General features: G+C 62.8%; 12 protein-coding genes. 7 read left to right on the top strand and 5 right to left on the bottom strand.

All coding sequences use genetic code 11. The annotated features are described in order from the left end of the window. Positions 1–95: 95 nt before the first annotated feature. The 3 genes from VT84_RS11315 to VT84_RS11305 all read left to right on the top strand — a co-directional run bounded on the left by VT84_RS11315 (position 96) and on the right by VT84_RS11305 (position 3,888). Positions 96–446 (top strand): four helix bundle protein, encoded by a 351-nt coding sequence (locus tag VT84_RS11315; RefSeq protein WP_082839584.1) that lies wholly within the window; start codon positions 96–98, stop codon positions 444–446. Positions 447–535: 89 nt separating this feature from the next. Beyond that, positions 536–1,837 (top strand): DUF1501 domain-containing protein, encoded by a 1,302-nt coding sequence (locus tag VT84_RS11310; protein WP_204249743.1) that lies wholly within the window; start codon positions 536–538, stop codon positions 1,835–1,837. 227 nt (positions 1,838–2,064) lie between these two features. Next, complete coding sequence (locus VT84_RS11305; RefSeq protein ID WP_082839583.1) at positions 2,065–3,888, top strand: EF-hand domain-containing protein; 1,824 nt, start codon at positions 2,065–2,067, stop codon at positions 3,886–3,888. A gap of 59 nt (positions 3,889–3,947) precedes the next feature. Here the strand turns inward: VT84_RS11305 and VT84_RS11300 are convergent, their stop codons facing one another. From VT84_RS11300 to VT84_RS38375, 3 genes are all read right to left on the bottom strand, one after another. Beyond that, positions 3,948–4,910 (bottom strand): NAD-dependent epimerase/dehydratase family protein, encoded by a 963-nt coding sequence (locus tag VT84_RS11300; protein ID WP_082839582.1) that lies wholly within the window; start codon positions 4,908–4,910, stop codon positions 3,948–3,950. Positions 4,911–4,999: 89 nt separating this feature from the next. Beyond that, positions 5,000–5,815 (bottom strand): metallophosphoesterase, encoded by an 816-nt coding sequence (locus VT84_RS11295; protein ID WP_239465778.1) that lies wholly within the window; start codon positions 5,813–5,815, stop codon positions 5,000–5,002. Between the two features lie 246 nt (positions 5,816–6,061). Further along, positions 6,062–6,436 carry a hypothetical protein gene (locus tag VT84_RS38375; protein WP_052561298.1) on the bottom strand — a complete coding sequence of 125 codons (375 nt, stop codon included), beginning with the start codon at positions 6,434–6,436 and terminating at the stop codon, positions 6,062–6,064. A 377-nt stretch (positions 6,437–6,813) separates the two neighbouring features. Here VT84_RS38375 and VT84_RS11285 point away from each other — a divergent pair, with 377 nt between their 5' ends. The 3 genes from VT84_RS11285 (at position 6,814) to VT84_RS11275 (ending at position 9,961) form a co-directional block, all read left to right on the top strand. Beyond that, a complete protein-coding gene (locus tag VT84_RS11285) occupies positions 6,814–7,656 on the top strand; it encodes a ceramidase domain-containing protein (protein WP_052561300.1) in 843 nt (280 codons plus the stop codon). A 127-nt stretch (positions 7,657–7,783) separates the two neighbouring features. After that, entirely contained in the window at positions 7,784–9,034 is a 1,251-nt protein-coding gene (locus VT84_RS11280; protein WP_052561302.1) for a tagaturonate epimerase family protein, read from the top strand. A 117-nt stretch (positions 9,035–9,151) separates the two neighbouring features. Next, positions 9,152–9,961: an SDR family oxidoreductase gene (locus VT84_RS11275; RefSeq protein WP_052561305.1), complete on the top strand. Its 810-nt coding sequence runs from the start codon at positions 9,152–9,154 to the stop codon at positions 9,959–9,961. A 44-nt stretch (positions 9,962–10,005) separates the two neighbouring features. On the opposite strand, the gene VT84_RS11270 is transcribed toward VT84_RS11275, so the two are convergent. Beyond that, positions 10,006–13,692, bottom strand: coding sequence for a DPP IV N-terminal domain-containing protein (locus tag VT84_RS11270; RefSeq protein WP_082839580.1), 3,687 nt, complete (start codon positions 13,690–13,692; stop codon positions 10,006–10,008). A gap of 772 nt (positions 13,693–14,464) precedes the next feature. On the opposite strand from VT84_RS11270, the gene VT84_RS11265 reads away from it, so the two are divergent. Further along, on the top strand, positions 14,465–15,850 hold the full coding sequence (locus VT84_RS11265) for a CRTAC1 family protein (protein WP_082839579.1): 1,386 nt from the start codon (positions 14,465–14,467) through the stop codon (positions 15,848–15,850). A gap of 91 nt (positions 15,851–15,941) precedes the next feature. On the opposite strand, the gene VT84_RS11260 is transcribed toward VT84_RS11265, so the two are convergent. Next, positions 15,942–16,763 carry a HEAT repeat domain-containing protein gene (locus VT84_RS11260; protein ID WP_052561310.1) on the bottom strand — a complete coding sequence of 274 codons (822 nt, stop codon included), beginning with the start codon at positions 16,761–16,763 and terminating at the stop codon, positions 15,942–15,944. Positions 16,764–16,768: the final 5 nt, after the last annotated feature.

Below are 16,768 nucleotides of genomic sequence, written 5' to 3'. Positions count from 1 at the left end.
GCGCGAAACAAAACAAAAAACAACTCGCGCGAGTGTGTTTCCGAATTGAGTGAGTGTACATTCGGGCGAACTCATTCCGCCCCGGAGATACCTCAATGCCAACCGACAACACGCTTCGCACCCGGACCAAGAAGTTCGCCCTACGGACCATGAAGTTGGTGGATGCCCTCCCCAACACCCGCGCCGGTGATGTAGTCGGGAAGCAACTGCTTCGCGCCGCGACCTCCGTCGGCGCGAACTATCGAGCCGCCCAGCGCGGCCGGTCCAAAGCCGAGTTCTGTGCGAAGCTCGGCATCGTGGAGGAAGAGTCGGACGAGTGCTCTTACTGGTTAGAGCTGCTGTGCGAATCGGGGATGGTTGCGGCCGAGGCTCTTAGCGACCTGATGGGCGAAGCCAACGAGATTACGGCAATGATCGTCGCTTCAATCCGCACGGCACGGGATTAGGCCAGCGTACTTAACTACTCAACTGAGGATCGAATATGGCCGCTCCGATGTCTTCGTTCCGCGCTCCGCATTCCGCGCTCCGCGCTCCGATGGATCGTCGTCATCTGCTCCGCGTCGGTGCGGTGAGCACCGCAGTGTCCATGTCCGGGTGGATGGGCCAGCTCGCGCGGGCCGCTGAGGAGAAGAACACCAAGCCGAAGCGCTCGTGCATTCTGTTGTGGATGAACGGCGGACCGAGCACGATCGACCTCTGGGACTTGAAGCCGGGTCATGAGAACGGCGGGCCGTACAAGGAGATCGAAGCGGCGCCGGCGCTGAAGATCAGCGAGCACCTGCCGAAGCTCGCGAAGCACGGGAAGAACCTCGCCGTCCTCCGCGGGATGTCCACGAAAGAAGGCGACCACGCCCGCGGCACGTACTTGCTCCGCACGGGCCAACTGCCCGGTTTCGCGGGCATCCAGTACCCCAGCATCGGCTCGCTCGTCTCGAAGGAACTCGGCGACCCGAAGTCCGAACTACCGAACTTCATCAGCATCGCGCCGCAACGGTTCTTCGCGATGGACGCCTTTGGCCCCGGCTTCCTCGGGCCGGTTCACGCGCCGCTCATCGTCGGCGATGGTCAGTTCAACAACGGACAGGGCGGGAACATCGACCAGATCCTGAAGGTCGCCGACCTGGACCGCCCGAAGAACATCGACGAACCCACAAGCGCGGCCCGGCTCGACATGCTCCGCGACATGCAGGAAGAGTTCGCCACCACGCGGCCCGGCTCGATGGCCAAGAGCCACGCCGCCGCCTACGACCGGGCCATCCGCCTTATGCAGTCCGAAGGCGGCAAGGTGTTCGATCTGACGCAAGAGAAGAACGCGACGCGCGACAAGTACGGCCGGAACCTGTTCGGCCAGGGCTGCTTGCTCGCCCGCCGGTTGGTCGAAAAGGGCGTGCCGTTCATCGAGGTTACACTCGGCAACTGGGACACGCACGGCCAGAACTTCGATCTCGTGAAGGGCTTGTCCGGTACGCTCGACGCGGCTTGGGCCGCGCTGATGGACGATCTCAAGGACCGCGGGCTGCTCGAAACCACCACCATCGTGTGGGCCGGTGAGTTCGGGCGCACGCCGAAGATCAACCAGGGCAAGGGCCGCGACCACTACCCGAACGCATGGAGCACGGTCATCGCGGGCGGCGGCGTCAAGGGCGGTCAGGCCGTAGGCAAGACGAGCAAAGACGGCACCACGGTCGAAGAGCGCGTCACTCCCGCGGTGGACTTCCTCGCGACGGTCTGCTCGGCTCTGGGCATCGACTTCGAGAAGCAGAACATGTCGAACGTCGGGCGCCCGATCCGGATCGTCGACAAGGGCGCCAAGCCCGTCACGGAGGTGCTCGCGTGAGTGCCATCAAGCGACCTCTCCCCAACCCCTCCCCTAAAAAGGGAGGGGCTAAAGCAAAAACGCGAGCGCCCCATCGGTTGTGGTTTTGCTCCCCCTTCCTTCGCCGACGGTCCACGAGAAGCTGTGCTGACAGGACCGGCGCACGAAGAAGCGAAGGGGGTTGGGGGGTTAGGTTCCTCGTCCTCGCTCTCTGTGGCCTTGTGGGGCTAGCCGGCTCGGTTATCGCCGTGCCGGACACCCCCACACTCGCCCCCGCCCCTCGGGGGAAGGCATCCCAAGTCGGCGCGCTGAAGTCAGACGCGCCGGCGCTCGCTCCCGCGCCGCGCGCTCGGGCGCCCAAATCGACGGCGGTGAGCGACACCTTCGAGGTGTTGACGTTCACCAACCAGCGCCCGGTTCGCGTCCGCGTGTCCATCTTTCAAGAGGGCAAGCTGATGAGCGAACTGTGGCTCGACCGGTTGCAGAAAGCGTTCGATTTTTGCGACCGCGACGGCGACGGGTTCCTCAATGAAAAGGAAACGCGGTTCGTTTTCTCCGATCAGGGAATGGTGCAGTTGCTCGCAAACGGCTTCTATCAGCCGGGCGCGACCGGCGCCCCCACACTCGGTACCCTCGATAAAGACGGTGACGGCAAGGTTTCGTTCGACGAGTTCGTCGCGTACTACAAGCGCACCGCCGAGCAGCTCCTGCGCGAGCAGCCGATTCAACCGGACAACGCCCAGAACGTGTCCGTGACCGAAGCCATCTTCAAGATGCTCGACGCCAACGGCGACGGGAAGTTGACGAAGGACGAAGTCAAAGCGGTCGAGAAACTGCTCGCCACCCGCGACTCGGACGAGGACGAGTGCCTGAGCATGCAGGAACTCTCCCCGGAGCTGTTCGACCCGAACTTCGGCGGGTTCCGGGGACAAGTCGCGCAACCACCCAACGGCGGGTACCCGACCGGCGCGAGTTCGCAAATGGTCGTCGTGTACCGCGCGGGACGGGTTCCGGGAACGATCACGCAGCAGGTCATCAAGCGCTACGACAAGAACGGCGACTTCGAGCTGACACAGGCCGAAGTCGGCTTCGACGATCTGACGTTCCGAGCGCTGGACAAGGACGGGAACGGCTCCCTTGATGGCGAAGAACTGGACGTGTGGCGAACCGGTGAACCGGACCTCGCCATCACGCTCTCGCTGGCACCGAAGGCCGTCGATTGCGTCGCGAAACTGGTCAACGAAAAGGCGGCAGCGGCTCACGGGTTCGTCATGAAGCAGGTGGAGAACGGGCGCATCGTGCTCCACGTCGGCAAACAGCCTATCGACTTCTGGGCCTTCGCACCCGTTGCCCAGTATTCGCAAGCCACGCTGAAGCAGCAGTACGCCTACCTCTTCACGCAGGCCGCGGGCACGAAGAAGTTCGTTGAAGACAAGGATCTGACCGGCCCGAACGCGGTCCAGTTCCAGTTCGTCCGCGTTCTCTTCGACGCCGCCGACCGCAACGGCGACGGAAAGATGACCAAAGAGGAGTTCGATGCGTACTTCGACCTCCAGGACAGTTTCCGCAATCTCAGCCTGAGCCTGACGCCGACGATCCAAACGCCCACGCTGTTCCAACTGCTCGACGAGAACCGCGACGGGCGCCTGAGCGTGCGCGAGTTGCGCACGGCTTGGACGCGGCTCGTTGTGCTGGAAGAACCGGGGGCCGAGGTACTCACCAAGAACATCATTCAGCCCTCGGTCGCGCTACGGCTCGCGCGCACCTTCGACCGGGTTTACGTCCAACAGGCGTCCCAGGCGTTCAACGTCAACCAGAACCAAGTGGTCATACCCACGAAGGGGCCACTGTGGTTCCGCAAGATGGACCGCAACGGCGACGGCGACGTGTCTCGAACGGAGTACGTGGGCACCAAGGAAGAGTTCGACGCGATCGACACCGACCACGACGCCCTCATCAGCTTGGCCGAAGCGGAAGCATTCGACAAAAAGATGCGCGAACCCAGCGAGAAGGAGAAGGCCACCGCGCCGAAACCGAGCGCCAAGTCGTACTTGAAGCCGCTGGAGAAGTGACCGAGCAATCCCGAAACGCGCACGACGAGCTAATGATCCGCCGTGCGCGCGTTCCTCAACTACCGAGTCCCGGTGGAAGTGCCGCCGGTGGTTGCGAGAAAGGCATCCACCGTGGCTCGAAGTCCGTCCTCGAAGGTTACAGCCGGGTCGTAACCCAAATCGGCCCGCGTGCGGCTGATGTCGGCCTGTGAGAACTTCACGTCACCCGCTCGCGGCGAAGCAAACGTCGGAGCGAGATTCGTTTTGAAGATACGATTCAGCGCCTCGACCAGTTGCAGCAGCGTCACGCTCCGCCCGGTGCCGACATTGTAGACGTTGCCCGAAACGTTCGGAGCCGCCGCAGCCCGCGTGAGCGCTTGCACCGCGTTCGCCACGAACGTGAAGTCGCGCGATTGGGTGCCGTCGCCCTGGATGCTCGGGGTGCGTCCGGCTGCCATCGCCGCGGTGAACAGCGCGATGACACCCGAGTACGGACTGTCGGAGCGCTGGCGCGGGCCGAAGATGTTGAAGAACCGCAAGCGCACGGTTTCCAGACCGTAAGTGTGCGCGAACGCCTGCATGTACAGTTCGCCCGCGAGCTTCGCCGCCGCGTAGGGCGACTTCGCCACCATCGGCAGGTCTTCCGTCTGTCCCGCCGCCGAAGAGTTCCCGCCGTAAGCGCTAGAACTGGCCGCGAACACGACGCGCCGAACGCCCGACTTCCGGGCCGCGTCGAGGAGATTCAGTGTCCCGGTGGCGCAGGCCGCATGTGTGACCGTAGGTGATTCGACACTGCGCGCAACCGACGCGAGCGCGCCGAGGTGGTAAATCACGCCGGCCCCTTGCACTGCGCGCGTGACCGCGTCCACATCGGTTAAGCTACCCTCGACCACTTCGACGTTCGTGTGCTGAGAGATGTTGCTCCGCAAACCGGTACTGAAGTCGTCGAGTACGCGCACGGGAGAACCGCGACGGACGAGTTCTTCAACGAGGTGCGAACCAATGAACCCGGCCCCGCCGGTTACGAGTGAAAGCTCTGCCATAGTGTGCTGCGCGTGAGGAAGGAATCATTGAAGCACCGCGCCGGCCGGTACCGACTCCCCCTCACCCTAATCAACACTGCGGCCACCGTCTACGCCGGCTGAAGTGTGAAGACCGCGAGTTCGGGCCGCACCCCAAACCGGAACCGCCACCCGAACCCCACGCCGGTGTTCACGTACAGGTGCCCGTCGCGAACCGGATACAGCCCGGCTGCCAGGCGCCGCGCGTTCTTGTTCAACAGGAGGCGCCCGACCCCGGGCCAGTTGATTTGCCCGCCGTGCGTGTGACCGCTGAGAATCACGTCTGCCCGGTGCGCGCCGAGGTGCTCGACCGTGTGCGGGTTGTGCGCCAGGAGCACGCGGGGCGTGTTTTCGCACGTGCCCCCGAGCGCGGCTCCCAGGTCGGTCTCACCGCTCCAGAGGTCATCGACCCCCGCAACGAGCAACCCGGCCCCGTCGCGTTCGACGCGAACGGACTGGTTCCGTAACACGTTCACTCCCTCGGAACCGAGCGCGTCTGAAATGACCCGGTCCAAACCCGGATGGCGCCGGGCACCACGAGCGGTGTGGACCGAAAAATCGTGGTTTCCCAACACTGCGAATACACCGAACGGTGCTTTCAAGTACCGAAACAGCTTCGCCGCGGCCGGAGCGTGGTGCGGACCGCGGTCGATGAAGTCACCGGTTAAGGCGATCAGATCCGCCCGTTCCTCGGCGGTACGCTCGATAGCCCCTTCGAGATACCCAGCAGGAATGTGTGCGCCGCAGTGAAAGTCACTGAGATGTGCGATCCGCGTGCCCGCGAGAGCGACCGGAAGCCCACGAACCGGCAGCGTCACGCGGTTCACCGCGAGCCAGGTCGGTTCGACGTGGTAGGCGTACCCCAAACGCGCCCAATTCCGGCCCACGAAACGCGCCAAACGCCCGCCGATCGACCCGTGCGGCCCCGGCGGTAAGTTTAAACCGCGGACACCGCGCGAGGGTGATTGAGCGAGGGAAGGAAGCATCGGGTACGCCCCTCAGAAACAAGTCGGCCCAGACGATTCTAGGCCAAACTTTGAGGACGGGCGTAACTCGAAGATTCAGTCTTTACCAGAAATGATTGCGGGGCGGAGTATCCGCCCCGCGATAAGCAGTGCTAACTCTCGACGGGACTACTTCTTACCCTTCTTCGGCGGCTGGGGCTTGTCTTCGTCGTCCTCATCGCCCCCTTCGTCCTCATCTTCTTCGTCGTCCTCGTCGTCCTCGTCGTCATCCAGGTCGTCATCGAACTCATCGTCGTCGAACTCGTCGTCGTCGTCGAATTCGTCGTCGTCATCGAACTCGTCGTCATCGAGGTCGTCGTCTAAATCGTCTTCCAGGTCGTCGTCTTCCAGGTCGTCATCGTCATCGTCGTCATCGTCGTCATCGTCGTCTTCAAACTCGTCCTCGTCGTCGGCCGAGAGGACCGGGGTGAGCAGCCGATCGAGCCACGACAGCGGCTCCTCCGGTGCAGCGAATCCCACGGGTAACAGGGCGCAGGCAGCCATGCGATCAAACCTCATGTACGGGTGAGGATCGGTGAACCGGATAGCCCACTGCTATCGGCGTTCATCGACCCGAAATCCAATTTCCGAACCCGTTCGCGGGCGGGCACCGAATCCCGCGGCGGTGTTAATGCTTCGGTCGGTAGAGTGGTCAAAACTCGCACAGGTTCACGTCGCGCTACCGGCACCGGAACAGCGCCGGTGAGCCCCAAGTGCGGTCAAAGGTAGGCGCTTCTTAGGGACTCGTTCCGAGGGTGTCAAGCATTCATTCGCAAGTTTCCAAAGTCCGGTAAAGTCCTGGAAAATCCGGCTTTGTGGCACGGTCCGCGACATTTCTTACAATCTTTTCTGCCCGCTCCAAGAGGGAACCCGGAGATCCGATGCCAGCACCCGACGAGGGCGCTCCTGCGCCTCAACCCGATTGGCTCCTGATCCAAAACGGCCGGATGCCGGATTGGGGGCCAGTGTACACCGAAACCCCGCCCAACCCGTTCAGCCCGGACGCACCGTCGATCGCTGAGCCGTGGAACACGGTCACCGCGACCTTCTTCGTATTTATCGCACTGTGGTTCGTCTGGAGGGTCCGCGGCCGGTATCACGATTTCCCGTTTTTGACCGCGTGCATGCCGATCCTCCTCACCGGCGCAATCGGCGGAGTCCTGTTCCACGGCACCCGCACTCGAGTCACCTACTTTCTGCTCGATGTGGTTCCGATCTCTCTGTTGGGCCTCGCCGGTTCACTGTTCATGGCTTACCGGTTGTGGGGCCGCGGATCGTGGAGGTACTTCCTACCCGGCATCTGCGTGTTCTACGTCACCGTGAACCGGGTATTATTCCGGGCGATCGGCCCCGTCGACATGCGGTGGAGCGTGAACCTGTCTTACGCCTCGCTCGCACTGGTCGTCCTTTCCCCGATTGTGCTCGTTTTGTGGCGCACCCGATTCCGCCACGGCGGGTGGGTGGTCGCTGGCGTCGTCAGCTTCGCGATCGCGTGGTTCTTCCGGCTCGTGGACCGCGAGATCGGCACCACGCTCCCGATGGGAAGCCACTGGCTGTGGCACACGTTCGGGGCGATCAGCACGACGCTGGTGATCCAGTTCTTCTACAAGGTCGAAGGTGACAGCGTGGCATCGAGGGAAATGCAAAATACGCCACGGATGAACACAGAAAACACGGATCAGAAGACAGAAAAGAGCAGAACAGGAGACGAAACGCCGTTTTAAACCCCGTTTAGAGGTGTCAGCGAGTATCACACGACCGTGTTTTGAGATTTCGACCTCCGCTCTTGCTGCTCACCGGAGGTTCCTACAACAACCCGACCCTCCCACAACACTGCAAGGTTTTGACCCCATGCTCAGGCTCGGCAAATACTCAATCGGGGTCGGCGATCGGTTCGCACACCAGGCAAAAGCCCAACTCCAGGCGTGCACCCTCGCGGCCAAAAGCGGCGTCGAAGTCATCCCGGTGTGGAACAAGTCGAACCGTGAGCACACCATTATCGGGTCCGAACCCGCGAGCGTGCGTGCAGCAGCCGACGCCGCGGTGCGAGAACTCGGGTGGACGAAGCCCTACCACGTGGACGCCGACCACATCCGGCTCGAAACGGTCGACCGGTTCCTCCCGGCCTGCGACTTCTACACGATTGACGTGGCTGATTCGATCGGCCAACCGTCGCCCGCGGACGCGGGCGATGCCTTCGCGAGCCGACATCCCGAACTACTCGGCACGCTAACCATTCCGGGTGTGTCCGCGCCATTCACAACGACCCAGGCAGACGTCAACCGCGTCGCCGGGAAGTACCTCAAAGCAGTCAAAGACGCGGGCGCGATCTACCGCAAAATTGCGGCCGCAAAGGGGGCCGACGGCTTCATCACCGAAGTGTCGATGGACGAGACCGATGAACCACAATCGCCGCAAGAACTGTTGCTGATCCTCGCCGCGCTCGCCGACGAGGGCGTGCCGGTTCAGACCATCGCGCCGAAGTTTACCGGGCGGTTCAACAAGGGCGTGGACTACGTCGGTGACGTGGCCCAATTCGAGCGCGAGTTCCGCGACGACCTTGCTGTAATTGCATTCGCGGTGAAGAACTTCCAGCTCCCGGCCAATTTGAAGCTGAGCGTTCACTCGGGAAGCGACAAGTTCTCGCTGTATGCCCCGATGCACCGCGCGATTCGTGAAACCGGCGCTGGTTTGCACCTGAAGACCGCCGGTACAACCTGGCTGGAAGAGGTAATCGGGCTCGCGGAATCCGGGGGCGAAGGGCTGGCTCTAGCGAAAACGATCTACGCGAAGGCACTTGCGAAGAAAGACGAACTCTGTGCCCCCTATGCGACCGTGATCGACATCGACGCCTCGAAATTGCCGCCCGCAAACGAGGTGCAACAATGGACCTCGGAACAGTTCGTGGGCGCTCTACGTCACGCCCCCCAGAACCCGCAGTTCAACTCGTCGCTCCGTCAACTCGTCCACGTCGGGTTCAAGATCGCGGCACAGTTGGGTGAACAGTATCTCGGCATGCTCAGGACGTGCGAAACGGCTGTCGCGCGCAACGTAACCGGGAACCTGTTCGACCGACACTTGAAACCACTATTCATCGGGTAATTGAATAACACAGCCGCAGATGAACGCGGATGGAAGGCACGATCAAGCACGATATCGGCTCTGCGCCTTTCTGCGTTCATCCGCGGCTCCTCTTCACTCCCACCTGCGGAACAAATCATGACCGATCTTTTCAGTCTCAAAGGCGAAGTGGCTGCGGTTCTCGGCGGCACGGGCGTGCTCGGCGGGGCGATGGCCGACGCCCTGGCCGCGGCCGGTGCAACCGTCGCGGTTGTGGGCCGCAGCGAAGAGCGCGGAATGGAGCGCGTCCGCGCCATCGAAAAGGCCGGCGGGAAAGCGATCTTCCAGAGCGCCGACGCGATGAGCCGCGAATCGCTGATCGCCGCACGCGACGCGATCACTGCGAAGCTCGGCAACGTGACGGTCCTGATTAACGGTGCCGGCGGAAACAAGCCGGAAGCAACCGTCGCGCCCGGCGGCGACTTCTGCAAGATGGGGCTCGAAGGTTGGAGCGCGGTATTTGATCTGAACCTCGTCGGCGGAACACTGTTGCCGTGCCAGATTTTCGGCGAAAAAATGGTCGCGGCCGGGCGCGGGAGCATCATCAACATCGCGTCAATGGCGAGCATCACCCCGCTCTCGCGGGTGGTCGCGTACTCTGCGTCGAAGGCGGCGGTGCTGAACCTGACGCTCTGGCTCGCGCGCGAGTGGGCCACCAAAGGTGTGCGCGTGAACGCAATCAGCCCGGGGTTCTTCCCGGCCGAGCAGAACCGCCGAATGTTGCTCAAAGACGATGGCACGTACACCGAGCGCGGGCAGGCCATTGTGGGCCACACGCCGATGGGCCGGTTCGGGAGCGCAGAGGAACTCGCCGGTGCGGTGATCTGGCTCGCGTCCCAGCGCGCGTCCGGCTTCGTGACCGGCCAAAACATCGTCGTGGACGGCGGGTTCTCGTCGGTCACGATCTAACGCTGTGAGGCACCAGTTGTTGCCCCACAGCGCGGTTCCGGCCCTTACTTGTTCACGCCCATCGTGCGGCGGATGAAGTCGAGTTGCAGTTTCAGATAGTGCCCGCCCCCGATTCCGTGTCGCGCTCGGGGGTAAAGCATCATCTCAAAGTCTTTCCCAGCTTTCTGAAGCGCGTCGGCGAGTTGCACGCTGTTCTGCATGTGGACGTTGTCGTCCATCATGCCGTGAACGATGAGCAACTTGCCGTTCAGCTCCTTCGCCGCAGCCACGCAGCTCGACTTCGCGTACCCGTCCGGGTTCTCCTTCGGCGTGAGCATGTAGCGCTCGGTGTAAATCGTGTCGTAGAGCGCCCAGTCCGTGACGGGACCGGACGCGATCCCCGCACTGAAGGTTTTGGAGTGCGTCAGTGCGAACGCGGCCATGAACCCGCCGTAGCTGTGACCGCTGATGCCCACGCGCGTCGTATCGATGTACGGGTTCTTCGCCAGCCACGCGACTGCTTCTTCCAAATCCTTGAGTTCTTGGACGCCGAGTTGCTTGTAGCACGTCCACGCGGACTGCACCCCCTTCCCGCTCGCGCTCCGCGGGTCCACCCGGAAGCAGATGACGCCGCTGGTCGCGAGCGACTGTTCCATGATCCGCCCACCGCCCCACTCGTCACGCAGGGTCGGGCTGTGCGGACCGGCATAAGTAAACAGCCACACGGGGTACTTCTTGGTCCGGTCGAAGTTCGGCGGGTACGTGATCGCACCTTCGAGTACGAACCCGTCCTTGAGTTCGATCTTCACGCGCTCGTACTTCCCGAACCGGAATTCCTCGCGCTCGCGCACCGGGTTCGTGTCGAGCTTGCGCACGGCCCCCTTCCCCACCTCGCACACGTTCGAGCGCGTCGGCGTCATTGCGTCGCCGAACCGGTCCACGAACAATCCGCCGCTCAGTGCGAGCGAAACGCGGTGCGTTTGGCCCTTTTCACTGAGCAACTCGGTGTCACTCCCGAATTGCACGCGGCAGAAGTCCGTTCCGGTCGGGCTGGTGAGGCCCGCGGTGAAGTACACCGTCTTTTCCTTCCCATCGACGCGGAGCACGTCGCGCACCTCCCAGTCGCCCTTCGTGATCGGGGCGATCAACTTCCCCCCGGCAGAATAGTGGTAGAGGTGCTTCCATCCGGTGCGCTCACTGAGAAACAGGAAGGAACCGTCCGGCAGGAACCGCGGTTCACCGGGGTCATCCACCCAAGCCTTCGTCGTCTCGCGGAACAGCGTCTTGGGCTTCGCGTCGGGCGCAGCCCACGTCACGAAATCGAGCCACGTCTGGGTCCGGTTCTGCACGAACGCGAACACCGTTTTCGACTCGGCCACCCACCCCACGCGCGAAATCACGGTGTCAGCCGGCTTGTACGCGCCCATGTCCACGAACACGGGTTTCCCGCCGCCCACACTCACGATGCCGATCTTCACGAGTGGATTCGGGTCGCCCGGCTTCGGGTAGGCGTAACTCTCCAGGTTCCCGCGAACCGGTTGGAGATCGACGAGATTGAACTTGCGCACGGGCGCATCGTCGAATCGCAGGAACGCGATCTGTGCCCCGTCCGGTGACCACCAGTACGCTTTCCCGTCGCGGTTGAAGATCTCCTCTTCGTACACCCAGTCGCCCTTCGCGTTGAAGACCTCTCCCCCGCCGTCGGTCGTCAGTTGTTTCTCCTCCAGTTTCTCCACATCCACGGCAAACAAGTTGTTTTCTCGAACGAACGCGACCGTCTTCCCGTTGGGTGCGAAGCTGACGTGTTCCTTGGCCCCACTGCTCTTGGTGAGACGCGCTCCGGGGCGCCCGTCGAAATACGCGATGCCGATGTCCGAACCGATGTCGAACAGGAACGCGGTTCGGTCGGGATTGGTTCGGAACGACGTGCTTTTCGCGGTACTCTCGACGATCTTGGTATCCAAATCCTTGATCGCCGCGAGTGATTTCTTGATGAGCGCCGGATCAGCAAATGGTTCCGCTCGCCCCGTTCGCGCTTCGACCTTCAGAAGCTTGCCTTCTTTGACTTGCAGGAAGTGTTCGGCATCCACCCAAGCACCCGTCGAGAGCGGAATACCCGCGAACCCGAACGTGAACGTTCCCCCGGTGCCCATCAGTAGCGCTTCTGTGACCGGCTGATCCGCTCGGCGCGTTTCAGGCAACGCGCGCACGCTACCGAGTGCCATCGGGTACGATTTCGCGAGGCGCTGAACGGCGAAGTCCGTACCCGCAACCAGTTTGTCGCCGAAAAAGGCCCAGGTCGTGAGTCCGTCTTCGCTTCGCGCTTCGAGCAGGTAGCTCGCGAGCACACCGAGTGATTGCCCCGTTTTCACCACAACTGTTCCGGCCGGTACCCGACGTTTCTTTTTCTTCCACTCTCCGCCCACCTCGACCACGAAGCGCCGGTTCGGACTTCCGCTTGGTTGCGTTTCCACGCGAGACACGAGGAGCGATTCCGTGTCGAGATCGATGTCTTCGCGCAACTCCTCGACCTTGATCCTGTGCCGCTGAAGCGTTTCGATTACCGTCGTCTCGGTTGCAGGAATCAGGTACGCGAACGGTAGCTCCGTGAACTCGGTCGGCGTCACCCGCCCGACAAAGTGAAGGGGGTAGGTCTTCGGTTTGTCCGTAGCAACACGCTTCCCGTCCTTCTCGATCTCCTCAAAACCCAGGATGTCCGTGGTCTCCGGGAACATCTCGGTCTTTGTCCGCAGAGTAACCCGCGTGCTCTTGATGGGCTGCGCGATCTTCACCAGTTCCTGGCGCTTTTCCGCGGCAACAGTGAAACACGCGGTCACGAACGCCTTCGTGCCGTCGATGCGGTCTTTGAACGTGGCGTAACTGTACGATTCACTCAAAATCCCAACGCGCCCGCACAGCGCGAAATACTGAATGCTGTACCGCGGGGTCGCGGGGTACGTCTCCCACTTGGTGCGATCCCTGTTGAAATTGCCGTAGGGCGCGAGATCGAACCCGGTCGCGTCCTTGACGTGCTTCGTGACCGCGGGGAACAGAGTGGCGCGAGCCCAGGTCGCGGCGTCGGTATCGGTCGCCGGGTACCGCGGACCGTCGTAGGTGAGTGTGTACCGGTGCTTGCTGCCGTTAGTCGTGTGGCAGTCGATCACCATCGCCGGGTTCCAGGTGTCAATGAGCTTCACCAGAGCACGAATTTCCGGCGATTCCAGTTTCACGAAGTCGCGGTTGAGGTCGAGTCCTTGTGCGTTGGCCCGCGTCCCGGCCCCATTCGGGGGACCGTTGTCACCGGGACGATTCTTCGGGTCGATCTTCTCGTTGCCGTCCGCGTTCAGATTCGGCACGAGCAGAATAACGAGATCCTTGAGCAGCGGGTGGTCCTTCTTGTCGGTCAGGTCGCGTGCGAACGCGAGCAGCGCTTCCTTGCCGTCGACTTCACCGGCGTGGATATTGGCGAACGCCAGAACCACGAGTTTGCCGCTTTTCTTCGCGTCTTCGGGCGTTGCGACGGGGTCTTTCGAGATCACGAGCAGTGGTAGCTTCCGCCCCTCATGGGACGTTCCGAAGTAATCGAGGCGCGCGACCGGCCCGCGCTGGGCGATGGCCTCACAAAACTGGACGACGTCCGCGCCCCGGGAAGTCGACTTGTAGTCGCTCTTCTCCGCGACCGTTTGAAGCGATTGGGCCGGCGCCAACGACGGCAGTGCGACCAGCAGAAACGCGGCAGCAGTACGAAGCACGGTGAATCTCCGGACACGCAGGTTCGGAAGAATGCAGCGAGGCGCCGGGCTTTAAACGCGCCCGAGCACCCGCACGCACAAAAATCGGAGATACGCTTACCGTACTACCAGGATCACCAGCGGAAATACTCCACTCGCGACACCGCTGTTGCGTCGTGAGCCATAGACCGGAACCGCCCCTCGAGTGCGCGGCTAACATTTGCTAACGTTTCCCGGGGATGGGTACTTGTATCACGCTTCCAAACGATCTAAGCACCGAAAATTCAAATACTTAACGCGATCGCGTGCAAATCCCCGCACCACAAACGGCTAACATTACTCCAAATCTCCCCCCTTTTCGGGCACATTTTGAGAGCGTTTCATCACCGAAACAGTGCAAAACTTCGCGCACGCAATTCAACCACTAATCATCTGTTCAAAAATACCACAAGACGGATACACATGCAACACGATTTATGGAAATTTGAACAGTAAGAGCCTGATACCGAAAACCGGCGATCGACGCGGCGCAAGCCCACCGACTGCCCCAATCAATCAAGCGATTACCAAATTCTTCTTCTTGACCACAGCAGATCTCTATTGGCGCACTCATCCAGGAACCGTGCGGATGGGTGACGGTCGCGAACAAAATCTGTCTCGTCTGAGTGCGGCAGCTCGACCCCGCGCGCGGATTTCCTGATTTTTCAGCATGCGCCGGTCATTTCTCCCTTGCGCGTTCCGGTTCGTGAGATACGGTAACTAGCGTCCCGCACTCCGTGCCGACGGGCCGCTTATGTTCGAGGACGCATCCGACCTCATCGCAGACAACCCGCCCGGATTGCACTACGGTGTTGCCGTGGCGGACCTTGACCGGGGTCGCTACTCGTTCGTAGTGGCCGGGTTCGGTGGCCCGAACCGCGTATTCACGTGGTCCAACGGGGCACTGCGAGACGTGGCCCCGCCCGAGCTGGCCGACGCCGAGCGCCGAGCGGTCGGCGTGGCCGCGGGCGACGTCGATGGCGACGGGCGGGAAGAACTGTACGTTCTCAACGCGGACACGTTCAGTGGACCGAAACAGTTTGCCGACCGACTCTTCCGGCGCCGCCCGGATGGGGGCTGGGAAGACCTCTTCGAGCGCCCGGTGAACCGGGGCGTGCGGAACCTGTCGGCCGGTCGCAGCGTTGCCGTCATCGACCGACGCGGTGTGGGGCGGTATGGGTTCTTCGTGGCTAATCATGGGCGCCCGATGCGCCTGTATGAACTCGCGCCCGGCGGTGCCCTCGCGGACCTCGCTCCCCCTCTCGAACTAGCACGCGCGGGCGGCGGGCGCGGGGTACTTACCCTTCCCGTCTTCTCCGGGCACCCCGACATCTTCTGCGCGAACGAACGAGGGCAAAACTTCGCGTACCGGAACCGCGGCGACGGTACCTTTGAAGAAGTCGCGACCCAACTTCACTTGCGGGACTGCGAGGAGCACGCACGCGGGGTCACGACCTTCGATTGGAACGGCGAGTTCGGTCTGGCATGGGTGAACTGGGACGGCCCACACCGTCTGATGACGCGCAGCAAAAACGGCACCTGGAAGGACGAAGCAACGCCGGGGTTCGCGTTCCCCTCCAGTGTGCGCACGCTGATAGCGGCCGACTTCGACAACGACGGCAACGACGAACTGTTCCTCAACCACGTGGGCGAACCGAACCGCCTCTTCCGCGTGGAACCCACTCTCGTACACGAAGAGACGAAGCTCTCACTCACCATGCTCGATGCGGGCGCCGCGATCGATGCAGAGGGGTTCGGTACCGGCGCTGCGATTTACGATATCGACGGCGACGGGGTGCTGGAACTCCTGGTCGCCCGGGGTGAGAAAGCGGCCCAACCACTCGCTGTGTTCAAAGCACGCGCGGCTCATCCGAACTGGCTGCGCGTGCGCCCCCTCACGCGGTTCGGCGCGCCGGCACGCGGAGCCGTCGTTCGGGCCGAATATGGTGGGCGCGTGCGGGTGAAGGGTATTTGCGGCGGAAGCGGCTACCTGTGCCAGATGGAACCGGTCGCGCACTTCGGTCTGGGTACAGCCAGTTCTGTTGATCGCGTAACCGTGACGTGGCCCGACGGCACCGGCGTGGTAGTGCTCAACCCCGGAGGTAATCGCGTCCTTACTGTGCCTTATCCACGGGGTTAAATAGCCTTCACCGCCATCTCGCGCGTGCTGTTCCTGGCACGGGCCTCTGGCCGGCACCACGAACACAACACGCGAGCCCTCAATGCAGCGATTACGGGTTCGTGGTCGTCACCCCGGGCGGCAGTTGCGGGATCGGAATGCGGTTCAGCGCGTCCACCACGGCCCGGCGCACGTCAGGGTCAGGGTCGGCCCGCAGCGCGTCGATGTCCGCGACCGCGATCGAGGCGGGCGCCCCGAGTCGGCCGAGCGCGCGGACCGCGAGCAAGCGGTAGTTCGCGTCCGGGTCTCGCAGATCGAGGGCGATCGCCCGCACGAACGCCTCGGTCGGCTTCGCGTTCGGCGTCACGCGATTTATCGCGTTGATCGCCCCGCGGCGCACGTCCGCGTCGGCGTCACCAAGGGCGATCGCGAGAAACGGGGCCGCGTTGCGCGCGACCGGCCCGAGGTCCGCGAGGGCCTTGGTCGCGCGCAACCGTGAACTCGGGTCGCGGCTGAGCAACTGCCGGGCGAGCGCGTCGATTTCCTGCGAGTCCGAAGAATTCAGGATCGCGTCCCGCGACTGTTTCAGCGCGAGGTCGAGGTCGATGGTGCGCCCCGCGAGCCGCGTGAACGCGGGGAGCGCCGCCTTCGCGGGCGCGCCGAGTTGCCCCAGCGCCTCGACGATCGCCTCCTGGAGCGGCTCCTGCTCCGTCGGGCGCAGGCGATCGAGAACGACGATCAGGTCGCCGGTCGCGGCCCCCGCGTTCGGGCCGATCTTGCCGATCATGTTCGCGGCCTCGACCCGCGCCCACAACGATTGCCGCGGGTCGCGCACGATCGCGCCGAGCTTCTTCGCGAAGGCGTCGTCGGCCTCGTCCGCGCGTGCCGCGAGCGGGAGCGTAAGGAGCGCCACGAGAACCAGTCCACAGCGCATAGCGA

Source organism: Gemmata sp. SH-PL17 (genome assembly GCF_001610855.1).
Classification (GTDB): Bacteria; Planctomycetota; Planctomycetia; order Gemmatales; family Gemmataceae; genus Gemmata; species Gemmata massiliana.
Note: the sequence above shows the minus strand (reverse complement) of the source record. Positions and strands in the feature narration are given on the sequence as shown.